Genomic DNA, 19,647 nt, shown 5'->3' on the forward strand with positions numbered 1-19,647 from the left:
ACCCCTTGTAGCCGCGTGCCCCCGCCCATAGGCTGCGGGGCATGACGTTATTGGAGCAGCTGGGCGATATCGCTAAGCGCGGCGTGGAACTTCTCGAAGAGGCCCACGCCGCCTCCAGCCTGCCCTTGCCCGCGGACCAAGCGCGCACCCTGCGCCGCACCGCCGCGGCCTTCCTCTCGCCCACCAGCCACTCGCGCTACCAATCCCGCGCCCTGGCCGCCGCGCGCCGCAACCAACACAGCCTGGAGACCCTCGCGCTCATCGCCCGCCGCTCGCGCGGCATTTCTGACCCCACCAAACGCTGGCAATTTCGCGAGAAGCTGTGCGCCACCGCCGGCACCACCGCGCAGGTCTCGCGCGCGGCGACTCGGCTGCTGCGCGAAATCAACCCGCCGCCCGAGCGCGAGGACGGCGGCCGCCGCATCATGCACGGCGAGAAAACTACTCTGAGTTTCACCGGCCCCGCCGCGCAGATGGCCGATATCTGGGCCGCCGCCAAGTCCGACCCGCTGGCCTGGCTCACCGGTTCCCGCGCCGCCGCGCCCGCGACCGTGACCACCAATGTCATCATCGAGCTGCCGGATTACCTGAAAATCCTGACAGGCGACGGCGACGACATCCGTCTCGCGATGACCAATGGCGCGACCATCACCGGCGCCGAACTCGTCCGCCGCACCCTAGCCGGCGCCGGCCTTTTCACGCTCATCCACCCCGAGCGCGGCCCCGTCAATCTCTACCGCACCCGGCATGCCTCCCCTAAGCAGCGTCGCATGCTCGAGGCCGAAGGCGCCCGCTGCGCCTGGCCCGCTTGCCGACGCCCCGCCTCCGAATGCCAAGCCCACCACCTCATCGAATACTCCCGCGGCGGCCTCACCCACCCCGAAAACATGACGCTGCTCTGCCCGTATCACAACTCCATCAACGGCCTGCCGGGCCGCGGCCGGATGGCGCGCATTCGCGGTCGAATCGCTTGGCTCCCGCCCGCCAGCCGGCACAACGCGATGCCTAGCAGCCCGCATAGCAGCATGCATAGCGGCCACAGCGGTATACACAGCAGCGCAGATAACGGGACGGCCAGCAGAGCGCACGGCCCGCCGGTGTTCACCGGCCGCGCGCGAACCGGGCCCACGGCCGCCGTCCCCTAGCCCGCGCTTGCGGATTCCCCGCGTTAAATGGTCAGGCGGCCAGAGAGCGCGCGGGACAAGGTGAGCTCGTCCACGAACTCCAGATCGCCTCCGAGCGGCATGCCGGAGGCCAATCTGGTGATCTTCAAATCAGGGAAGTCGCGCAGCAACCGCACCAGGTATGCGGCGGTGGCCTCGCCCTCGGTATTGGGGTCGGTGGCGAGAATAACTTCGTGGATGGTGGGGGTGGCGTCGTAAAGCGGGGCTTCAGGGGTGGAATCCGCCAGCTCGCGATCCGGCAGCACGCCGCCTAGGCGCTGTAGCAGCGTGGAAATATTCAGATCGCGCGGGCCCACATTCGCCAGCGGATCCAGCGCGCCACCCAAAACGTGATAGCGACCCTCATACTCGCCGGTGCGCTCGATGACCTGGATATCCTTCGGCTCTTCCACCACGCAAATGGTCGAGGCGTCGCGCTGCGAATTAATGCAGATGCGGCAGACATCCTCGCGGGAAATATTGCAGCAGATGCGGCAAAAGGTCACGCCATCGCGCACCGCGCCCAATGCGTTCTGCAGCCGCTCGATGTCCTCGGGCTCCATGTGCAAAACGTGAAACGCGATGCGCTGCGCCGACTTCGGGCCGATGCCCGGCAGGCGCGAAAACTCGTCGATGAGGTCTTGCAGAGGTCCTTCAAACATCAATTACTCCCAAATCAGCAAAAGGCCGCGGCCCCACCCGGGGCAACGGCCTTTTATCGTATCGCGCGGGCTACTGGTTGCCGCCGAAGACATCCTCAAAAGACGGACCACCCTGGCCGCCCATGCCCTGGGACAGCGGGCCAATCTTTTCCTGTGCCAGGCGGCCGGCCGCAGCGTGGGCCTCCTTGAACGCTCCCATGACCAGGTCCTGCAGGGTGTCGACGTCCTCTGGGTCCACGACAGACTTATCGATCTGCAGGTCCACGAGCTCGGCACCGCCGGTCATGGTCACCTTAACCAGGCCGTTGCCTGCCTGGCCCTCGACGTTGGTGGCGAGGATTTCTTCCTGCGCCTTCTGCAGGTCCGCCTGCACCTGCGCGGCCTGCGCGATGAGGTCGTTCATGTCATTTGCCTGCTGCATTGGGTCTTGGTCAGCCATGTTGTTTCCTTTCTAATTCAACTGTAAATTTCGCTACCGCCCGAGTGTACCGTGCTTGCCGGTTAGGCACGCCGGGCGCCCAGCTCGCGCTCCAGCAGCTCCATAGCTACCTCGGTAGCGCTGCGATGATCCATCTCGCCGGTGGACTGCGCGGCCTCCATCATGTCGCGCTCTTCGTCGTCGCGGGTATAGGCCGGCGGCTCCTCGGGCGGAGCGGCAAAGTCCGGCTCAGGCTCGGGCGGCAGCGGCACGCCGTTGCTGAACTGCGATTCATCGCGCTGCTTGGCAGCCTGCGTCGCCCGTGCGATGCGCGAGCGCCACCCGGGCGCGCTTTCCGGTTTACTCTCCGCCTCCTGGTCGTCGGCAGGCTCGCGCGCCGGCGGATTAGGCTTCCACGCTTCTTTGCTCTGCGGCGGCCGCGGGGCATCGAAACCGGCGGTCTTCGGGTCGGTACCCACCACACAGGTCACGGCCACATCGCGCTGGAACTCCTCCTTGAGCACCTCCACGATGACGGCGTTATTGGCGGGCGCGTTGATGCGCTCGGCCAGCGCGCCGGTGGTGTGTCCCAGCGTCAGGGTGCCATCGCGGAAGCCAAGCACGCGGGCTTCGGCCAGCATGATTTCGGCCACCTTATTCCGCTTTCCGACGCTCCCCCTCAACGCCACCCATTTCTCCCTCACGGCCTCTGCGAAGTCGCCCGCCGGCTCCTCCGCCGCCTGCGGCTGCGCCATTTCCGACGCCTTCTCTGCGCCAGACTCCGCCCCAGATTCCGGCTTGGTTTCCTGGGCAGATTCCTCTGCACGGGCTGGCACGGGCTTCTCCAGTGGCTCGCGATGCTTCTCCTGAGTCGGCGCTGAGTGCGGCGCCTCGCTCTGCGCCGACTGCGCCGATTGCTGCTCGGACACCTCTGCCTGCGGGATTTTCCGCTCACGCTGCCACGGGTCCCCAGCCTCTTGCTGCTGCGGTTTCGGCTGCGGCTCTTGGTTCTGAGGCTTCTGCGTGCTGTGCGCCTCGGCGGCTGCCGGCTGCTCGGGTTGCGCCTTCGGCTGCGCATCCGGTTGCGATTCCGGTTGGGACGGGACCTGCGGTTGCGGCTGAGCGGCCGGTGCAGAGGTTGGAGCAGAAGAAGGGGTAGAAGCCTGCTGCTCCTGGGACTTGGCGCGGCGGCGAGCGATGATAGCAGCAGCGGCGGACTGGGGGTCTTGAGCACCGGCGACGGCAGAGTTGGCCGCGGGAGCACCGCCCGGGGTCGCAGGGCCAGCCGGCGCGGGCGAGGCCGCGGCAGCATTGGCAGCGGGGGCGGGAGCGGGAGCCGCTGCAGGTGCGGCGGCAGCGGGACCGGTGGACCCGATAAGCAGATGCGCGCACATGATTTCTAGCAGCAGGCGCGGTGAAGTCGCACCAGTCAGGTCGCTGATGCGGTCGTTGACCGTGGAGGCCAGGTAAGTCAGCTGCGGTCCGGAAAAACGCTGCGCTTGGGCGGTGAGCACGGAAGCGCGGTCGGTGGGCGCGGAGACGAGGCCGGCGTCGATGGCGCCGGGCACGGCCTGCAGAATCATCAAATCGCGCAAACGGTCGAGCAAATCGACGGCGAAGCGGCGCGGGTCGTGGCCGGCCTCGATGACGTGGTCGACCATCGCGAAGAGGCCGGGTTTGTCTTGGTTGGCGAGGGTTTCGATGGCGTCGTCAAGCAGCGAGACATCGGTGACACCCAAAAGCGGCCGGGCAAGGTCGTAGGTCAGGCCATCGGGCCCGGCGCCGGCCAGCAGCTGGTCCAGCAGAGACAAAGTATCGCGCGGGGAACCGCCGCCCGCCTCAATGACCATGGGGTACACGGCGTCCTCGACCTGCACGCCCTCGGACTCGACGGTGCGCTGCAGCAGGCCCTTCATGGCCGGCGGGGTCAGCAGGCGGAAGGGATAGTGGTGGGTACGCGAGCGAATGGTGCCGATGATCTTCTCCGGCTCCGTGGTCGCGAAGATGAAAATGACGTGCTCGGGCGGCTCCTCCACGACCTTGAGCAGTGCGTTCGCACCGGAGGGCGAGATCATATGCGCCTCGTCAATGATGAAGATGCGGTAGCGCGATTCGGCCGGCGCGTAGTAGGCGCGGTCGCGCAGCTCGCGCATGTCCTCCACGCCGTTGTGCGAGGCGGCGTCGAGCTCCGTCACGTCCAGGTTGCCGGGGCCGCCGGGGGCGAGGGAGACGCAGGAATCGCATTTGCCGCACGGCGTCGAGGTCGGCCCGTGCTCGCAGTTGAGCGAGCGGGCCATAATCCGCGCCGAGGAGGTCTTGCCGCAGCCGCGCGGGCCGGAAAAGAGGTAGGCGTGGTTGATGCGCCCTGCGTCAAGGGCGGCGGATAGCGGCGTGGTGACCTGCTCTTGGCCCACGACCTCCGCGAACGTTGCTGGACGATATTTCCGGTATAAAGCCACGGTTAGCCAGTTTACCGGCTAACCCTCGCGCGACCAGTCCAGCAGGTCAATGCCCTGCTCGGCCACCGCTCCTTGCAGCTTGCCGACGCCCTCTTCTACCCCAAACGCATATTCCGAATCCGTCAGCATGACCAGCTGCAAGATGAGGGTCAGGCGGCCCTCCTCGCGAAACTGCGGGGTCTGCCCGCCCCACAGGTACGGCGCGATGAACAGTCCGTGGTGCACGGTGATATCTGGGACGTCGAGGATGGACGGCAGCATCACGCCCGGCTGCGCCGGCAGCAGGCCGCCGGCCTTCTCGAAGGTGTCGGCCGCGGCGTTGATGGCGGCGGCCACCTCGGGCTGCCCGGTGCGTGCCACCGTAAGCAGCTCGCAGCGCACATCGGCACCGTCATCTTGGCTTTGCAGGCCGGTGTCGGTGGTGTTGAAGGTGGTGGTAAGGGCGAGCGATTGGGCGTCGGCAAGCGAGGCAAGGCCTAGCCGGCGCTTATCGACGTAGCGGAACTCCAGCGGCGCCGGGATAATCTCGCTCAGCCACAGGGCAGACTCGTCGGCGTTGATTTTAGGCCCCCAGCTTCTCCACGGCGGCGAGCAGGACGCAGGTGGCAACGCCGTCCATCGCGGCCTCGACCTCCTCCTGTGGCGGCAGGGTTGGGGCGAGGCGGATATTGCGGTCATTGTCGTCCTGGCCATAAGGGTAGGCGGATCCGGCCTGGGTGAGCAGGATGCCGGCATCGCGCGCCAGCTCCCAGACGCGGTTGGCGGTGCCGTCGACGACGTCGAGGGAGATGAAGTAGCCGCCCTTCGGGTTGGTCCACTGCGCCACCTCGTACTCGCCGAGGCGCTTGTCCAGGATGCGCAGCACGGCATCGAACTTGGGCTTAATCAGCGCTGCGTGGCGGCGCATCACGGCGCGCACGCCCTCGGCAGAGCCGAAGAACTCGTGGTGTGCCAGCTGGTTAATCTTATTGGGGCCGATGCCGCGGATGCCGGCGTGCTCCAGGTACCACTCGAGGTTGTCCTCCGAGGTGCCGAAGAAGCCCACGCCCGCGCCCGCGAAGGTGATCTTCGAGGTCGAAGACATGGCCCAGAAGCGGTTCGGGTTGCCTTCTTCCGCAGCGATATCCAGAATCGGCAGGATTTCCGGGAAGTCCTCGGTCAGGGTGTGCACGGCGTAGGCGTTATCCCACACGATGCGGAAGTCCGGCGCGCCGGCCTCCATGCGGGCGAGGCGGCGGGCCTTGTCTTCAGAAATCACGGCGCCGGTGGGGTTAGCGAACATCGGCACTACCCACATGCCCTTGACTGCCGGATCCGCTACCAGCTTTTCGACGGCCTCTACATCCGGCCCGTCCTCCTCCATTGGCACCGTGACCAGCTCGAAGCCGAATTGCTCCGTGATGGCAAAGTGACGGTCGTAGCCCGGCACCGGGCAGATCCACTTGAGCTTTTCTTCCTTACTCCACGGCTGTGCGGAATCATTGGTGCCGAAGAGAAACGCCCAAGAGATCAGGTCGAACATGATGTTCAGCGAGGACGAGTCTGCGGCAATCAGCAGCTCTGGGTCCATGTTGGTCAGCTTGCCCCAGATATCGCGCAGTTCTTTGATGCCCTTTTGGTTGCCGTAATTACGCAGGTCGTTTCCGGCCGCATCGGTGTAATGGCCTAGTCCGGGCAGCGCCAGCAAATCATTGGAGAGGTCCAGCTGTGCCTTGGCCGGCTTTCCGCGGGTCAGATCTAATTTCAGGCCCTTAGCCTTAAGGTCCTCGTAGTCTTTACGGACCTGGGCAGCGAGCTCCGCGAGTTCGGACGATTCCAAAGTAAGAAGCGACATGCGTATGTCTACCTTCCATGTATAGGGCGACTTTTAGCCCCCAATAGTAACGCACGCCATACAAAAAGGGGACCCCGCGCACCCGCCAGAGCCTCCTGACCCTTGCTGCATTCCTGCCCTGGGGGAGTTCAGAGGATGGACGCCACGCGGAATCCTGCCCCATACTTTAACGCCCGCGCACCGGTTTAGCCAAATGGACCTCCAGCCGCACGGGCTGCCACCACCCGCCGGCGCGCGGACCAAGGACCATTCGACACAAAACGGCTTTAGATCGCCGAAAATAGGCCCTGACCTGGCGATTGGTAAAATAATTGCCACGGCTGCTAATGTTTCTTCTCGGAGGATTCGACTAGCGGCCTATGTCACACGCCTGGAACGCGTGCGGGGTTCACGCCCCTCGTGGGTTCAAATCCCACATCCTCCGCCAAAGGAAATCCCGGCTCCTGCTACACAGCATGGAGCCGGGATTTTTGTTGTATACGGGCGCGCGGCCGCGCTTGCCGACGCCGCTACCCCTAATCGATGACCGGCGGCTCGTAGCCATCCGCCTTAAGCCATGCGACGTGTGGCGGCGTATTCATCCCCCACTCGGTGCGCGCCCAGAGGAAAGCCTGGGAGACCTCGGCCTCGGAATAGCCGCCATCGCGCAGGTATTGCCGGAATCCGTTCGGGCCTGGGTCCTTGATCCAGAGCCAGACGTAGTCGTCGAGGGAGTCGTCGGCAAGCAAGCCCTCCAGCCCTGCTGGAACATATTCGCGCTCGGCGCGCACGCGGTCCGCTAGGTCCTGGTCAAGGAAGTCGTAGAGGTAATCCAGAGCGTCCTCAAGCTGCGCATAATCGAAAGGATCCATGCCGCCCAGCCTAGTGGCGCTTGGTGCCCAAGACCATGCGGTCAATTTCCTCGAGCACCTCATCCACGATGGCCGGATTATAGGCCCGGTAGCCGCGCATGCGCAGCAGCTCCTCCTGTGCGGCCGCCAGGGCGGTCCGGCGGGCCTCCAACACCACGTGGCGGGCCTGCCAGGCGCGCTGCCAGCGGGAGTCATCGGAAACATCCTCGCCATCGCCCAGGCGGTCTTCGAACCACTGAATCACGTTGGCGGAAATTTCGGGGTCGACCTTTTCGGCGTCGGCAGTAATGTGGCCGTCCGGCCGGAAGTGCGACAGGGCCTCGATGCTGGCCGCACGCGCGCGGGCCACCACGGCGGCGCGCATCTTATCGCTGGCGATTTGGGAGGCCTCTGTCAGGTCAAGGCGCTCCATCAGCCACGGCAGCAGCAGGCCGGGCACCACCATCGTGACCAGCAAGACGGTCAGTGCAATGACCGCCAGCTCGTGGTGAAAGCTGAACACGCCGGCCGGGATGGACAAAACCAGCGCCAAGGTGACTAGGCCGCGCATGCCGGACCACGTCATCAGCAGCACCTCCTGCAGGCGCAGCGGCGCCACGCGCGGGCGGCCGCGGGAGACGTTGATGCGGTAATAGATGTACATCCACACCAAGCGGACGACGAAGGCCACAAGGGACAAGATGACGCCCACCACCACGGAGTGCCACAGGTCCGAGCCCACTTCACCGATGGCGGTATTGACCGTCAGGCCAATGAGCCCGAAAGCCACGCCGGTAAAGAGCAGCTCGATGGTCTCCCAGAAGGCCTGGCCGGACAGGCGGTCCTCGGCCTGAATATCGGCACGGGAATTAAGCTCCACGGCCGCAATGACTACGGCGATAACGCCGGAGGCGCCGAGTTCCTCCGAGATGAGGTAGACCGCAAACGGCGTCACCCAGGTCAGCGCGTTGCGCGCGGTGACGTCGTGGACATGGGTGATAAACAGCGCCACCAGCCGGCCGACGACCCACCCCAGGCCGCCCGCGACGAATGCGGAGTAGAAGAAGTTGAGCACGCCGCCGCCGAAGGAAAGCTCATCGCCTTGGGTTACGGCCGTCAGCGCGAGATTGAAGGCAACGATGGAGGCGGCGTCGTTAAATAGGCCCTCGGTCTGCAAGGTGGTAATGATGCGGCGCGGGATGCCGGCGGGCTCGGCCACGGCGTCAACGGCAACGGGGTCCGGCGGGGCGATGGCCGCACCGATAAGGATGGCCGCGGCCAGGCTGATGCCGGGCAGGAAGGCATAGGCCGTGAAGCCAACGGCCAGCGTGGTGGCGACCACCAGCAGCACGGACAGGCTCAGGATGGTCACCCATTGCTCGCGGATAACACCCCAGGAGGTGCGCCGGGCCAGCGCCCACAGCAGCGGCGGCAGGAAGATGGGCAGGATGAGCTCGGTAGGCGGTTCGAACTGGGGCAGACCGGGCACGAAGACGGCGCAGGCGGTAATGATCGTCAGCAACGCCGGCCATGGCAGCCCAACCTTGTCACCGATGGCGACGACGAACACGGTCAGCAGCATGAGCCCAATGAGCACCAGAAGAACGTCCATGGGCCCAGATTTTACCCCCGCCAGATATAAGGCTCCGGGCTGAGGCGGTCAGGCGCGAATTGCGCGAGCAGATCCGCAGCACTGTGGGCTTCGTACCCCAGCGAGGCCGCCAGCTGCTTGACGACGTCCCCCTCCTCCCCCATCTCCCGCATGGTCACCGCCCCATCGCGCTTGGCCAGGCGCTCGCCGGATGCATTGAGTACGAGCGGGACGTGGATATACTCCGGCGGTTCGATGCCGAGCAGCGAGGCGAGGTAGGCCTGACGCGGCGCGGAGGAGAGCAGATCATCGCCGCGGACCACTTGGTCGATTCCTTGGTAGGCATCGTCGACGACGACGGCCAGGTTATAGGCCCAGCCAGTGTCTTGGCCGCCGCGGCGCAGGATGAAGTCATCCACGTCGCCCGTATAGGTGCCGTGGAGGGCGTCGTGGATGGTGAATGTGGGGGCGTCGGCAAGCAGGCGAAGGGCGGGCTGGCGATTCTGGGCCGCAAGCTCGGCGCGCTTGGCCGCGCGCTGGTCTTCGGTGAGGTTGCGGCAGGTGCCCGGGTACTGGCCGGGAATGGCGTGCGGGGCGCGGGAGGCCTCGCGGATATCCTTGCGGGAGCAATAGCACTCGTAGGTGGGCAGCTGGGCCAGAGCCTGCTCATAGGCGGCGTCGCGGTCGTGCTGGTAGATGACCTCGCCGTCCCAGTCCAGCCCGAGCGCGCGCAGATCCGCGAGCTGGCGCTCGGCCGACTCCTGGGAGGAGCGCTGCTTATCGATGTCCTCCACGCGCACCACAAAGCGCCTGCCCGTCGACCGGGCGAAAAGCCACGCCAGAAGCGCCGTGCGGAGGTTTCCAAAGTGCAGATCGCCGGAGGGGCTTGGCGCGTAGCGGCCGGCGCCGGTGGTCGCGGAATTCATGCCCACAGTCTACGGGCTGGCACAATGGCAGGCATGGAAAAATCGAACGGCGCTGAGGTGCGCTTCATTCCCGTCCGCTCCACTCTCTACCCCTGGCTGGTCACCGTGTTCGTGGTGACGTTCCTGATTTCTAATATCAACGCCACCAAGGGCGTCCAGCTCGGCCCGCTGGTCACCGACGGCGCCTTCTTCCTCTTCCCGCTGGCCTATATCGTCGGCGATGTGCTCTCGGAGTGCTATGGCTTCAAGTCCACCCGGCGCGCGGTCTATATCGGCTTCGCGATGGCCATTCTGGCGGCCGTGTGCTTCTATATCGCCATCTGGCTGCCGGCGGCCGATTTCTACGAGGGCCAGGAGGCCTTCGCTGCCACGCTCGGCCTGATGCCGCAGATCCTGGCCGCCTCGCTGGCCGGCTACCTGGTGGGCCAGCTGCTGAATGCCTGGACGCTGACCGCGATGAAGAAGCGCTCGGGCGAAAAGGGCCTCTTTGCGCGGCTTATCGCCTCCACTGTGGTGGGCGAGTTCGGCGATACGCTGCTCTTTTGCGCCATCGCCGCACCGGTCATCGGCGTAGACACCGTGGGCGGATTTATCAATTACGTCCTCGTGGGCTTTGTGTGGAAGACCCTGATGGAGGCCGTCATGCTGCCGGTGACGGCCGCGGTCATTCAGTGGGTGAAGAAGCGCGAGGACTACTTGCCGGCGTAGTACCGGCCGAGGAATTCATCGCGGTAGGCCTCGTAGTAGCCGCCGTCGATGGCGGCGCGGATATTATCCACCAGGCGAATCATGAACTCCACGTTGTGGATGGTGCACAGCGTGCCGGCGAGGAATTCCTTCGCCTTGAGCAGGTGGTGCAGGTAGGCGCGGGAGTAATTCTCGGATACGTAGCCGCCGAATTCCTCGTCGACGCCGGCAAAATCCCGCTTGAAGCGCGCATTGGTAAGGTTCATGCGGCCATCCAAGGTGTAGACGCCGCCGCGGCGCGCCAAGCGGGTGGGCGCCACACAGTCGAAGGTATCGGCGCCGGCCTCGACGGCGGTGAAGATATCGTCCGGCTCGGAGATGCCGAGCAGGTGGCGCGGCTTGTCCTCGGGTAGCTCATCGCAGACCCAGCCGACGATAGTGCCCAGGTTTTCCTTTTCCAGTGCGCCGCCGATGCCGAAACCGCCGAAGCCACGCTTGCCGTCCTCGCGGGCGGCGCGGTCGAGGTCGAGCAGGCCGCGGGTGGCCTGGCGGCGCAGGTCCTCGTACTGCGCGCCTTGGACAACACCCCACAGCGACTGCTTCGGGCGGTGGGCGCGCTCGCGGGTGAGGCGATCGTGCTCATCCAGGCAGCGTTTAGCCCAGCGGTGCGTGCGCGCGACGGATTCCTCCTGGTAGGTGCGCGTATCAACCAGCGTGGTCAGTTCGTCGAAGGCAAACATGATGTCTGCGCCCAGCCCGTGCTGGATCTGCATGGACTTCTCGGGGGTAAAGCGGTGCTTGGAGCCGTCGATGACGGATTTAAAATCCACGCCATCCTCGTCCACCTGCGCCATGCGTTCCTTCTTGGCGGCGCGGATGTCCTTATCGCTGAGATCCGCAACGTCCATCGCAAGGACCTTTTTGAAGCCCACGCCCAGGGACATGACCTGGAATCCGCCGGAGTCGGTATAGGTCGGGCCATGCCAGTTTTCAAACTCGGCCACGCCGCCGGCCTCGTCCACGATGTCGTGGCCCGGCTGCAGGTAGAGGTGGTACGCATTCGACAAGATGGCCTGCGCACCGGTAGAGCGAATTTGTTCCGGGGTCAGCGTCTTGACCGTGGCTTTGGTGGCCACTGGGATGAAGGCCGGAGTGTGAATATCACCGTGCGGAGTGTGGATGACACCGCTGCGGCCGTGCTTGCCGGGGCCTTCGGGCAGGCGCTTGCCGACGTCGAAGCTCAAGTCCATTTCTATTCTTCTTCCTCATCTGCGGGGATAGGGGCTGGGGTGGCGTGTTTAGCTTCCCATTCTTCTTCCAGGGCGGTGCCTTCGATATCCAGGGTGGGCAGAATCTTCTCCAACCACTTTGGCATCCACCACGTCGTGCGGCCCATGAGGAACATGGTGGCGGGGACGAGGGTCATGCGGATAAAGAAGGCGTCGAAAAGCACGCCGGCGGCCAGGGCAAAGCCAAAGATCTGAATGAAAGGCAGCGGCTGGTTAATAAAGGCCACGAAGACCGAAATCATAATGATGGCCGCGGCCGTGACCACGCGGGCGCCCTGGGTAAAGCCGGTGATGGTGGCCTCGTCGACGGCGCTATATCGCCCGCCGGTGCCCTCCGGATGCCGCGAGATATGCTCGCGCATGCGGGTGACCAAAAAGACCTGGTAGTCCATCGCGAGGCCAAAGGTCACGCCGATGAGGAAGATCGGCATGAAGGAAATCAGCGGGCCCGGCGCGGGGACTAGGTCCCACAGGCCTTCCTGCCAGACCAGGACGGTCAGGCCGAAGGCGCCGCCGACGGACAGCAGGAAGCCCAGGCCCGCAACCAGCGGCACCAGGATGGAACGGAAGACCAAAAGCAGTAGCACGATGGCCAGGCCTACGACGATGGCCAGGTACGGCGCCATGGCTTCCTCGAGGCGCTCGGTGATATCGAGCTGCACGGCGGTCAGGCCGGTCAAGCCGATATCGGTACCGGTGGCGTCTTCAATCTCGCTGGTGGCCGAGCGCAACGCGTGCGCAACGTTGACCGTCGCGGCGTCCGTCGGCGCGGTTTCTGGGGTGACCATGATCTGCGCGGCGCGCTGGTCCTCGCTCAGGCCGACGATCTGCGCGTGCTTCACACCGCCCAGCCCCTTGAGCTGGTCCGCGGTGTACAGGAAGGACGCGAGCGCGGCCTTATCCTCCGGCGAGGAATTGTCCGCAGTGTCTGCGGAGGTGTCTACTACCTCGGCGGCCGGGGCGATTTCCGGCTCGGCCTCGGGCTGGTCCGGCTGCGGCTGCTCAGGGGCTACGTCTTCCGGTGCCGCGTCCTCCGGTGCCACGTCTTCCGGTGCAGCGCCCTCTGGTGCAGCGCCCTCGGGCGCGGCCTCCGCGTCTGGTGCGGGGGCGGGCGCGGGGGCTGGTTCGGACTGGGATTGGGCGTCGACAAGCGGGGCAAGGGCGCCGGCATCCGCGTTGACCGTATGGGCATCGACCACGGCGAGGAAGGGGCCGTTGACGCCGGGTCCGAAGCCCTCGGACATGATGTCGGCAGCCTTGCGCTGGGTGGTATCGGGATTGGAGGTGGTATCGGCCGGAAGGGCGAGTTCCATGTCGAGCACCGGCGCGGTCATCGCGCCCAGGGAGAGGACAACCAGCGCCATGGCCAGGCCGGGGACCTTCTGGACTAAACGCACCCACCGGTTGCCCATGGTGGGCCCGCGGCGGCGCTTGCCCTTGCGGGTCGGGTTGCCGGCCACGCCGGGGATTCGACCATTGAAGGCCTTATCGCCCAGCAAGCCCAGCATCGCAGGGATGAGCGTGAGCGAGACCAAGACGGCGATCGCGACGGTGCCGGCGGCGGCCAAGCCCATGGCCGTGAGGAAGCCAATGCGCGCAATGATGAGCGCGAAGAGCGCGGTAAAGACCGTCGCGCCGGCAAAGACCACGGAGGAGCCGGCCGTACCCACCGCCATGCCTGCGGCATCGGGCCCGTCCATGCGGCGGCGCTCGGCGCGGTAGCGCGAAAGAATAAACAGCGCATAGTCGATGCCCACAGCCAGGCCGATCATGATGGCCAGAACCGGGGTCATATTATTGAGCTCAATCCAGTGGGTGGCAATGAGCATGCCCAGCGCGCCTAGTCCCACGCCAATGACGGCGGACACCAAAGGCATACCCGAGGCCACCAGGGAGCCGAAGGTAAAGATGAGCACGATAAAGGCAACGCCGAGGCCGATGATCTCAGAGGTGGAATTGACCGCGATTTCATCGCCAAAGCCGGCACCATTGCCTTCTACCGTGAGGCCACGGTCGCGGGCAATATTCATCGCCTCGGTAACGGTGTCTTTATCGGCCTGCTCCACGCTATAGGGCGACTCGGCGTCGAAATTAAAGGTGGTATAGGCAATGGTCTCGTCATCATTGACCATGGCGAGGTTGTCCGCGTCCGCGCGGGCGGATGCTTCCGGCAATCCCATGTCCGTGAACTGGTGGATCACCTGGTCCTGCAGGCGGGGCGAGACCTCAAGCGGGTTGCCAAAGCGCGTGGTATCGCCCATCTCCAGGTTGTCCTCGAGATAGGAGATGGTGGCGTCGATGGCCTCGCGGTTTGCGGGATCAGAAAGCTTCTGGCCGTCTGGGGCCTTGAAGACCACGTTGACCGAGGGCGAGTTGGCAGGGTTTCCGCCCTCTGGGAAGAGGTCCATAGTCTTGTAGGTGGCGTCGATGGACGGGGTTCCCTTGATGGAGAACTCGCTCGTCATCGGTTTCATCAGCAAGGCGGCGGCACCGCCGACGGCGGCGAGCAGCAGCAGCCATGCCACGATGACCTTCCACTTATGGAGGAAAGACCAGCGCCCAAGACGATAAAGCAGTTTAGCCACGGGTAGATGTACCTTTGCATTCGCGTGGGGGACGGGTTGAACTTTGCCCTAGTGTAGTGGCCATACCCCACAATCCCCTATCACGAAGCCACCTGCGTCCCAGTTTTCACAGCTGGCGGCCAGCCAGCCGGATTCCGCGCGCCTGCTGGGAAATTGGGCAAAAGAAAATCCCGACCTGCGTAAACAGGCCGGGATCCCGGTGCGGTGGCGGCGGGATTTGAACCCGCGGTTGGGGGTTACCCAACAATCGCTTTCGAGGCGATCACCTTCGGCCGCTCGGACACGCCACCGCGTTCCAGATTACGGGAGTAGGCCCGAGCGACAAAATCGCTGCGCCGGCGGGGTGCCAGCGCAGCGAGATGCGGAAACGAGGGACGAGGATTAGTCGTCCTTCAGGCCACCGATAACCTCGTTGGCCTTGTCCTTGATGCCTTCAGCGGCGTCAGACAGCTTGTCCTTAGCCTCGGAGGTGACCTGGTCGGCCTTGCCCTCGTTAGCTACGTCCTTGTTGTCGGTAGCTTCGCCGTAGGCTTCCTTTGCCTTGCCTACGAGGCCATCCTTCTTGTTTTCCAAATCGCCCATAATCACTCCTTTGAGTAGACAGTTGTTGTATGACCACCAGTGTACGCACGTTTAGCGCAGGCCGTCGAAGAAGTTTCGGAGCAACCCAGCGCACTCGCCTTCGAGGACGCCGCCGCGGACCTGCGGGGTAAAGGGGGCGGTGGGGGCACGGAGGACATCGATAAGCGAGCCGCACGCGCCCGTCTTGGGCTCAAAGGCGCCGAAGACCACGGAGGACACCCGCGCGGCCTGCAGCGCACCGGCACACATAGCGCATGGTTCCAGGGTGACAACGAGTTCGCAGCCGGAAAGCCGCCAGCCATCGCCGTGTACACGGACGGCCTGGCGAATGGCCTCGACCTCGGCATGGGCGGTGGGGTCCGCCAGCTCTTCGCGGCGGTTGACGCCGGTGGCAAGTTCGGTTCCCGCGGCGTCGTACAGCACCGCACCCACGGGGACGTCGCCGGCCGGCGTACGCTTGGCGACGTCGAGGGCGCGACGCATCCGAGCCTCAGCGCGCAGCAAGGGCTCAGGCGTTATCAATGACGTCTTCCAACTCATCGCCAAAGCCGAGCTCGCCGGCGATACGCAGCAACATATCGGAAGGCCAGTCCTCATCATTGTCAATGATGTAGCCCACCTGGTCCTCGGATAGACCAAGGTCAGCGAAGATATCGAAATCACCCTCGCCATAAGGATCGGCCTCTTCAGGGTCCACATCCGGGATTTCATGATCGTTGATATCCATGAAATCGGCGGCGAAGTCATCGTCCACGCCATAGGTGGCGTCCGAGATGAGCATCTTCACCCCGCCCGGCACCGGGCGCACGGCAATAAAATAAGCATCCTCCACGCACAGCAGCGCGAACGCAGCCCCCTCAGAACGCAGGCTGCGCACCGCATTGATGGAGGTCTGCGGATCCTCAAAGTCATCGTTGAAGCTGCGCACCAGCCATTGGCCCGCGTTGCGGGCGACGGTTACCGCGAAGGAGTAATTTTCGTTGCTCATACCTCGTGAGATTAGTCGTGTTGTGCCACAATTGTCATCGTGAGTTCTCAAGATGTTCAACGCCCCATCTGCATTATTGGCCTCGGCCTCATCGGCGGCTCTTTGCTGCGCGATCTCGCCGGATACAATCACCACGTTTTTGGCTACAACCACTCCACGTCTGGCGCCCGCACTGCAGTAAAGCAGGGTTTTGACGTCACCGATGATCTTCCGGCGATTTTGACCCGCGCGGAGACGGAGAACGCGCTCATCGTTATTGCCGTTCCCATGACCGCGGTGGGCGAGGTCCTCGATGCTATTCAAGAGCACGCGCCGAGCTGCGGTATTACGGACGTCGTTTCCGTTAAGACGGCCGTGCGCCAGCAGGTACTGGAGCGCGGTATGGAGTCGCGCTATGTGGGCGGCCACCCGATGGCGGGCACGTCCAAGTCCGGCTGGGATAACTCGCAGAAGGACCTGTTCCGCCGCGCGGCGTGGGGCATTACCTATGACTACGCCGCCGAGTGTGAGGCGCGCGGGGACAAGATTCCGAAGGAGTGGATTGAGACCTTCACCGAGGTCGTGCGCATGACCCAGATGGTGCACGCAGAGGCGGTGCCTATCCGCGTGGCTAATCATGATGCCGCGGTGGCGCGCATTTCCCACCTGCCGCACGTCTTTGCGGAGATCCTCGCCGTGGTCGGCGATAATGGCGGAATCCTGGCACAGTCCCTGTCTGCCGGTTCTTTCAAGGACGCTACCCGCGTGGCCGGCACGCACCCGGAGCTGGTGCAGCAGATGTGCGAGACCAATGCGCCGGCGTTGGTGGAAGCATTGGACGAAGCCTTGGACTTGCTGCACGATGCCCGCGAGAAGCTCGACTCCCCCGAGCCTTCCATCGCTGAGCTTTCCGACGCCGGCTATCGCGCCCGCACCCGCATCGATGCCCGTTCCGGCGCGCGCAAGGAATCGGTTTCCCCGGTCAAGATTTCTTCCCGCCCGGTGCTGCGCCTGCACCCAGGCGGTCCGAACTGGGTGGCGCAGCTGCGCCAATCCGAGTCCCTGGGCGGGCGCATCGAGATTTTCTAGTCCTCACGGCCGCGGTTGCGCAGGCGGGGAATCCGCGCCAGCACCGCGGCGGCGATAAGGCCGATGGCGGCTATGCCCGCATAGAGCCCCGCACGATCTGCACTGGTCTGCGGGGTTTTCGGCGGTTCGGGAGTGGTTGCCGCGGTGAGAATCGCTTCCTTATCGCGTCCGCTCACTACTGCCTCGATCCACTCCTTGGTGCCGGCCAGCGTGGTGATTGCCGCGCTTGGCGAGGGCAAGTCCGGATCCCCATTCGCGGTGCCCGCCGTGGCGAGTCCGGCGAGCTTACCGTCTACAAAGAAGGGGCCGCCGGAGTCACCACCCTGCATGCCGGCCCGGCCGGTGGAGTGTACGTCGAGGATGGCGCTTTCAATTAGTGGCATCGGGCCATCTGGCGCCCCACCCGGCATCGCCTCGCTGGCTGGCACGCTTTCCGTACCCTCCGGCATTTTAAGTCCCGGCATGGCCTCGGCCGCGGGAATGCTTTCTCCGCCAGCGGCGTCCTCGGCGCCATCCTCGGCCGCGTCTGCGGCGCCTGGTTCGGTGGAGCTAGCGGGGCCAGCAGGGCCGGCGCCGAGGAGCTCAGCCACTTCCATCTCCGCCTGCGGCAGCTGGCCGCGGCGCGCCATGGAGGAACTGCTGCTCCAGCCGTAAAGCGTGCCGCGCTGGCCAGGTTCTGGAACTTGAGTGGAAATCTCTGCGGGTTTTGTATCGGTGACGGGGGTGGTGAGGTGGAGAAGGGCGGCGTCGGAAAGCGGGGATAGCGCCCACGAATCGGCGTCGTAGGTGGTGCCATTGATGCGGGCCTGGGTGCCCTCGTTATTGACGGACTCGAGGCAGTGGCGGGCGGTGAGCACCCACTGGGCGGCCACGAGGGTGCCGGTGCAATCGCCGAAGCTGCCCACGCGTCCTATCTTGAGTTGGGCGACGGTACGGGCTTCCGGGGAGTCCGGAGCTGGTTCGCCGTGTTCGAGTGCAGTGGCCGGGGCGGCAGTCAGTGCCACGATGCTGGCGGCGAGCAAGGCAGGGAAGATTTTGTGCTGCATGATTAGTCCTTCTTTCCGCCAGGAACGGCGATGGCGATAACTTTGGCGACGGCCCATTCGGCCGGCCCCTTCCCTATCAGGCGGCGCCATAGGCTCGCGAAGACGAGGAAGAGGGCGATGAACGCGCAGGCCCAGGCGGTGTTGTGCAGGGAGACGTGGCTCTGCCAGTAGTAAGCGGTGAGCACATGCAGGATGTAGATGCTCAGCGACATTGCCCCCAGCGCAGCAAAGGGATACGCCAGCTTAGGCACTGCTCGACCGATAAGCAGGCATAAGTGCAGGACGATGGCGGCGACGGCGATGGATAGGACAATCTCTCCCAGCACGCCGGTGTGGCCGGTAAAGCGCAGCCAGCCAGGCATGTCCGGGGCAAAGCGGAAGTAAAAGCCGGCAGCGGCGACCACGGCGGCGATGCCGGTGGACACCCACTGGGCAGCGGCACGGGAGCTGCGGATATAGACCTCATAGAGCAGCATGCCAGCGAGGAAATAGGCGCAATAGGCCAGCAGCGGATAGACCTGCGGCAGGGTCAGCGGCGCATATTTTATGGTCGCGGCGGCGGTGGCAGCGGCGAGGAGCAGGAGCTTCCACCACCAGCGCAGCGGCGGGACCCAGGACACCAGGATCATCGTGATACCGATGACCACGAGGACGATTTGAATCTCTCCGCCCACGGGCAGCAGGACGAGGCCGATAAGCGTAATTATGCAGCCGCGAGCGATGATGCGCAGGAACGTCGTCGCCGTGAAATCGCGGGACATAAGCATCAACGTGACGCCGGCTAGAACGGCGAATAGTGCGGCGGGCAGGCCATTTAAAATGACCTTGGTATGCCACACCAAGGAGGCCATATGCAGAACTATCATGCCGATAATCGCAAGTGAGCGGGCTATATCGAGCCCTACAATGCGCGAGGGTGCTAACACCTAGCGTTCTCCTTCAAGACGGAGGGGAACGCGTCGCCGCACTCCCCTTGTTAATAAAGACTTTCTTTTTCTACTAAGTCTGTCTGGAAGGTTGCTGCGAATATTTTATACTTGTCCTGCATTTTATAAGTGGATTGCGTGAGACTTGTGCCTGACTTATGCGGGTGCCGTGAGGAGCGGCGTGGTGCGGACCTAGTCGCGGAAGGAACTATCGCGGCGCTTGCGCGAACGAGAAGGATCGGCGGCCAGTTTTAGGAGCGGGGTTGCAGCGACCCCAATGCCTAGGCCAACCAGGAAGAGCCAGAAAATGCCGGACCCCAGCCATAGCATGAGGCCAAGGATGACACCGGCGATGAGGCCGGAGACGAGGGCGGAAGACTTCATAGATCGAGACCTGGGTGGGACGGGCTGAGATACAAGAAAAGCCGCCCGAAGGCGGCTGATTTTGTGCGCCCGGAGGGATTCGAACCCCCAACCTTCTGATCCGTAGTCAGATGCTCTATCCGTTGAGCTACGGGCGCAGACCGTTGGTAAGCAGTGCGTGTGCTCTGCTGTGCAACGAGAATTTACTATACCCACGGTACGGAAAACTA

The 19,647-nt window shown here is 64.4% G+C and carries 19 protein-coding genes, 3 tRNA genes and 1 other RNA gene; 4 read left to right on the forward strand and 19 right to left on the reverse strand.

The window, feature by feature from the left end; all coding sequences use genetic code 11:
• The first annotated feature begins 41 nt into the window (after positions 1 to 41).
• On the forward strand, positions 42 to 1,145 hold the full coding sequence (locus QP965_RS07990) for an HNH endonuclease signature motif containing protein (RefSeq protein WP_284844638.1): 1,104 nt from the start codon (positions 42 to 44) through the stop codon (positions 1,143 to 1,145).
• A 23-nt stretch (positions 1,146 to 1,168) separates the two neighbouring features.
• Here QP965_RS07990 and recR read toward each other — a convergent pair whose 3' ends face one another.
• The 6 genes from recR to ffs form a co-directional block, all read right to left on the reverse strand.
• Positions 1,169 to 1,825: a recombination mediator RecR gene (gene recR, locus QP965_RS07995; RefSeq protein WP_005323161.1), complete on the reverse strand. Its 657-nt coding sequence runs from the start codon at positions 1,823 to 1,825 to the stop codon at positions 1,169 to 1,171.
• A gap of 70 nt (positions 1,826 to 1,895) precedes the next feature.
• Entirely contained in the window at positions 1,896 to 2,264 is a 369-nt protein-coding gene (locus tag QP965_RS08000; protein ID WP_005327377.1) for a YbaB/EbfC family nucleoid-associated protein, read from the reverse strand.
• Positions 2,265 to 2,326: 62 nt separating this feature from the next.
• Positions 2,327 to 4,702, reverse strand: coding sequence for a DNA polymerase III subunit gamma and tau (locus QP965_RS08005; protein WP_284844637.1), 2,376 nt, complete (start codon positions 4,700 to 4,702; stop codon positions 2,327 to 2,329).
• Positions 4,703 to 4,720: 18 nt separating this feature from the next.
• A complete protein-coding gene (locus QP965_RS08010) occupies positions 4,721 to 5,311 on the reverse strand; it encodes a hypothetical protein (RefSeq protein WP_284844636.1) in 591 nt (196 codons plus the stop codon).
• Positions 5,265 to 6,536, reverse strand: a complete 1,272-nt coding sequence (locus QP965_RS08015; protein WP_284844635.1) for an aspartate aminotransferase type Ic — start codon at positions 6,534 to 6,536, stop codon at positions 5,265 to 5,267. The genes QP965_RS08010 and QP965_RS08015 overlap by 47 nt, the downstream gene beginning before the upstream one ends.
• Before the next feature lie 60 nt (positions 6,537 to 6,596).
• An RNA gene (gene ffs, locus QP965_RS08020) (signal recognition particle sRNA small type) lies at positions 6,597 to 6,695 on the reverse strand.
• 179 nt (positions 6,696 to 6,874) lie between these two features.
• Between ffs and QP965_RS08025 the strand changes: the two genes are divergently transcribed.
• Positions 6,875 to 6,963, forward strand: a tRNA-Ser gene (locus QP965_RS08025).
• 88 nt (positions 6,964 to 7,051) lie between these two features.
• On the opposite strand, the gene QP965_RS08030 is transcribed toward QP965_RS08025, so the two are convergent.
• Genes QP965_RS08030 through gluQRS form a run of 3 tightly spaced genes read right to left on the reverse strand, consistent with a single transcriptional unit; the run spans position 7,052 to position 9,883 of the window.
• The gene (locus QP965_RS08030) at positions 7,052 to 7,387 is read right to left on the reverse strand and encodes a hypothetical protein (RefSeq protein WP_005323168.1); all 336 of its coding nucleotides are present in this window, start codon (positions 7,385 to 7,387) and stop codon (positions 7,052 to 7,054) included.
• Between the two features lie 10 nt (positions 7,388 to 7,397).
• A complete protein-coding gene (locus tag QP965_RS08035; protein WP_284844634.1) occupies positions 7,398 to 8,978 on the reverse strand; it encodes a cation:proton antiporter in 1,581 nt (526 codons plus the stop codon).
• Between the two features lie 11 nt (positions 8,979 to 8,989).
• Positions 8,990 to 9,883, reverse strand: a complete 894-nt coding sequence (gluQRS, locus tag QP965_RS08040) for a tRNA glutamyl-Q(34) synthetase GluQRS (protein WP_239194339.1) — start codon at positions 9,881 to 9,883, stop codon at positions 8,990 to 8,992.
• A 33-nt stretch (positions 9,884 to 9,916) separates the two neighbouring features.
• Here gluQRS and QP965_RS08045 point away from each other — a divergent pair, with 33 nt between their 5' ends.
• A complete protein-coding gene (locus QP965_RS08045) occupies positions 9,917 to 10,591 on the forward strand; it encodes a queuosine precursor transporter (RefSeq protein ID WP_502869255.1) in 675 nt (224 codons plus the stop codon).
• On the opposite strand, the gene tgt is transcribed toward QP965_RS08045, so the two are convergent.
• The 6 genes from tgt to QP965_RS08075 form a co-directional block, all read right to left on the reverse strand.
• Positions 10,576 to 11,820: a tRNA guanosine(34) transglycosylase Tgt gene (tgt, locus tag QP965_RS08050; protein WP_284844632.1), complete on the reverse strand. Its 1,245-nt coding sequence runs from the start codon at positions 11,818 to 11,820 to the stop codon at positions 10,576 to 10,578. The genes QP965_RS08045 and tgt overlap by 16 nt on opposite strands.
• Positions 11,821 to 11,822: 2 nt before the next feature.
• A complete protein-coding gene (locus QP965_RS08055; RefSeq protein ID WP_284844631.1) occupies positions 11,823 to 14,444 on the reverse strand; it encodes an MMPL family transporter in 2,622 nt (873 codons plus the stop codon).
• A 202-nt stretch (positions 14,445 to 14,646) separates the two neighbouring features.
• Positions 14,647 to 14,734: transfer RNA gene (locus QP965_RS08060), tRNA-Ser, on the reverse strand.
• A gap of 91 nt (positions 14,735 to 14,825) precedes the next feature.
• Entirely contained in the window at positions 14,826 to 15,026 is a 201-nt protein-coding gene (locus QP965_RS08065) for a CsbD family protein (protein WP_005323174.1), read from the reverse strand.
• Between the two features lie 51 nt (positions 15,027 to 15,077).
• On the reverse strand, positions 15,078 to 15,509 hold the full coding sequence (locus QP965_RS08070) for a nucleoside deaminase (protein ID WP_204611388.1): 432 nt from the start codon (positions 15,507 to 15,509) through the stop codon (positions 15,078 to 15,080).
• 25 nt (positions 15,510 to 15,534) lie between these two features.
• The gene (locus QP965_RS08075; RefSeq protein ID WP_005323176.1) at positions 15,535 to 16,014 is read right to left on the reverse strand and encodes a tRNA adenosine deaminase-associated protein; all 480 of its coding nucleotides are present in this window, start codon (positions 16,012 to 16,014) and stop codon (positions 15,535 to 15,537) included.
• Between the two features lie 39 nt (positions 16,015 to 16,053).
• Between QP965_RS08075 and QP965_RS08080 the strand changes: the two genes are divergently transcribed.
• The gene (locus QP965_RS08080) at positions 16,054 to 17,082 is read left to right on the forward strand and encodes a prephenate dehydrogenase (RefSeq protein ID WP_284769157.1); all 1,029 of its coding nucleotides are present in this window, start codon (positions 16,054 to 16,056) and stop codon (positions 17,080 to 17,082) included.
• Here QP965_RS08080 and QP965_RS08085 read toward each other — a convergent pair.
• The 4 genes from QP965_RS08085 to QP965_RS08100 form a co-directional block, all read right to left on the reverse strand.
• Positions 17,079 to 18,128, reverse strand: coding sequence for a trypsin-like serine protease (locus QP965_RS08085; protein WP_284844630.1), 1,050 nt, complete (start codon positions 18,126 to 18,128; stop codon positions 17,079 to 17,081). The genes QP965_RS08080 and QP965_RS08085 overlap by 4 nt on opposite strands.
• Positions 18,129 to 18,130: 2 nt before the next feature.
• The gene (locus QP965_RS08090) at positions 18,131 to 18,994 is read right to left on the reverse strand and encodes a DUF418 domain-containing protein (protein ID WP_502869256.1); all 864 of its coding nucleotides are present in this window, start codon (positions 18,992 to 18,994) and stop codon (positions 18,131 to 18,133) included.
• Between the two features lie 252 nt (positions 18,995 to 19,246).
• On the reverse strand, positions 19,247 to 19,438 hold the full coding sequence (locus QP965_RS08095; RefSeq protein ID WP_005323180.1) for a hypothetical protein: 192 nt from the start codon (positions 19,436 to 19,438) through the stop codon (positions 19,247 to 19,249).
• Positions 19,439 to 19,502: 64 nt separating this feature from the next.
• Positions 19,503 to 19,575: transfer RNA gene (locus QP965_RS08100), tRNA-Arg, on the reverse strand.
• Positions 19,576 to 19,647 lie beyond the last annotated feature (72 nt).

This window comes from Corynebacterium sp. MSK074 (assembly GCF_030229735.1).
Classification (GTDB): domain Bacteria; phylum Actinomycetota; class Actinomycetes; order Mycobacteriales; family Mycobacteriaceae; genus Corynebacterium.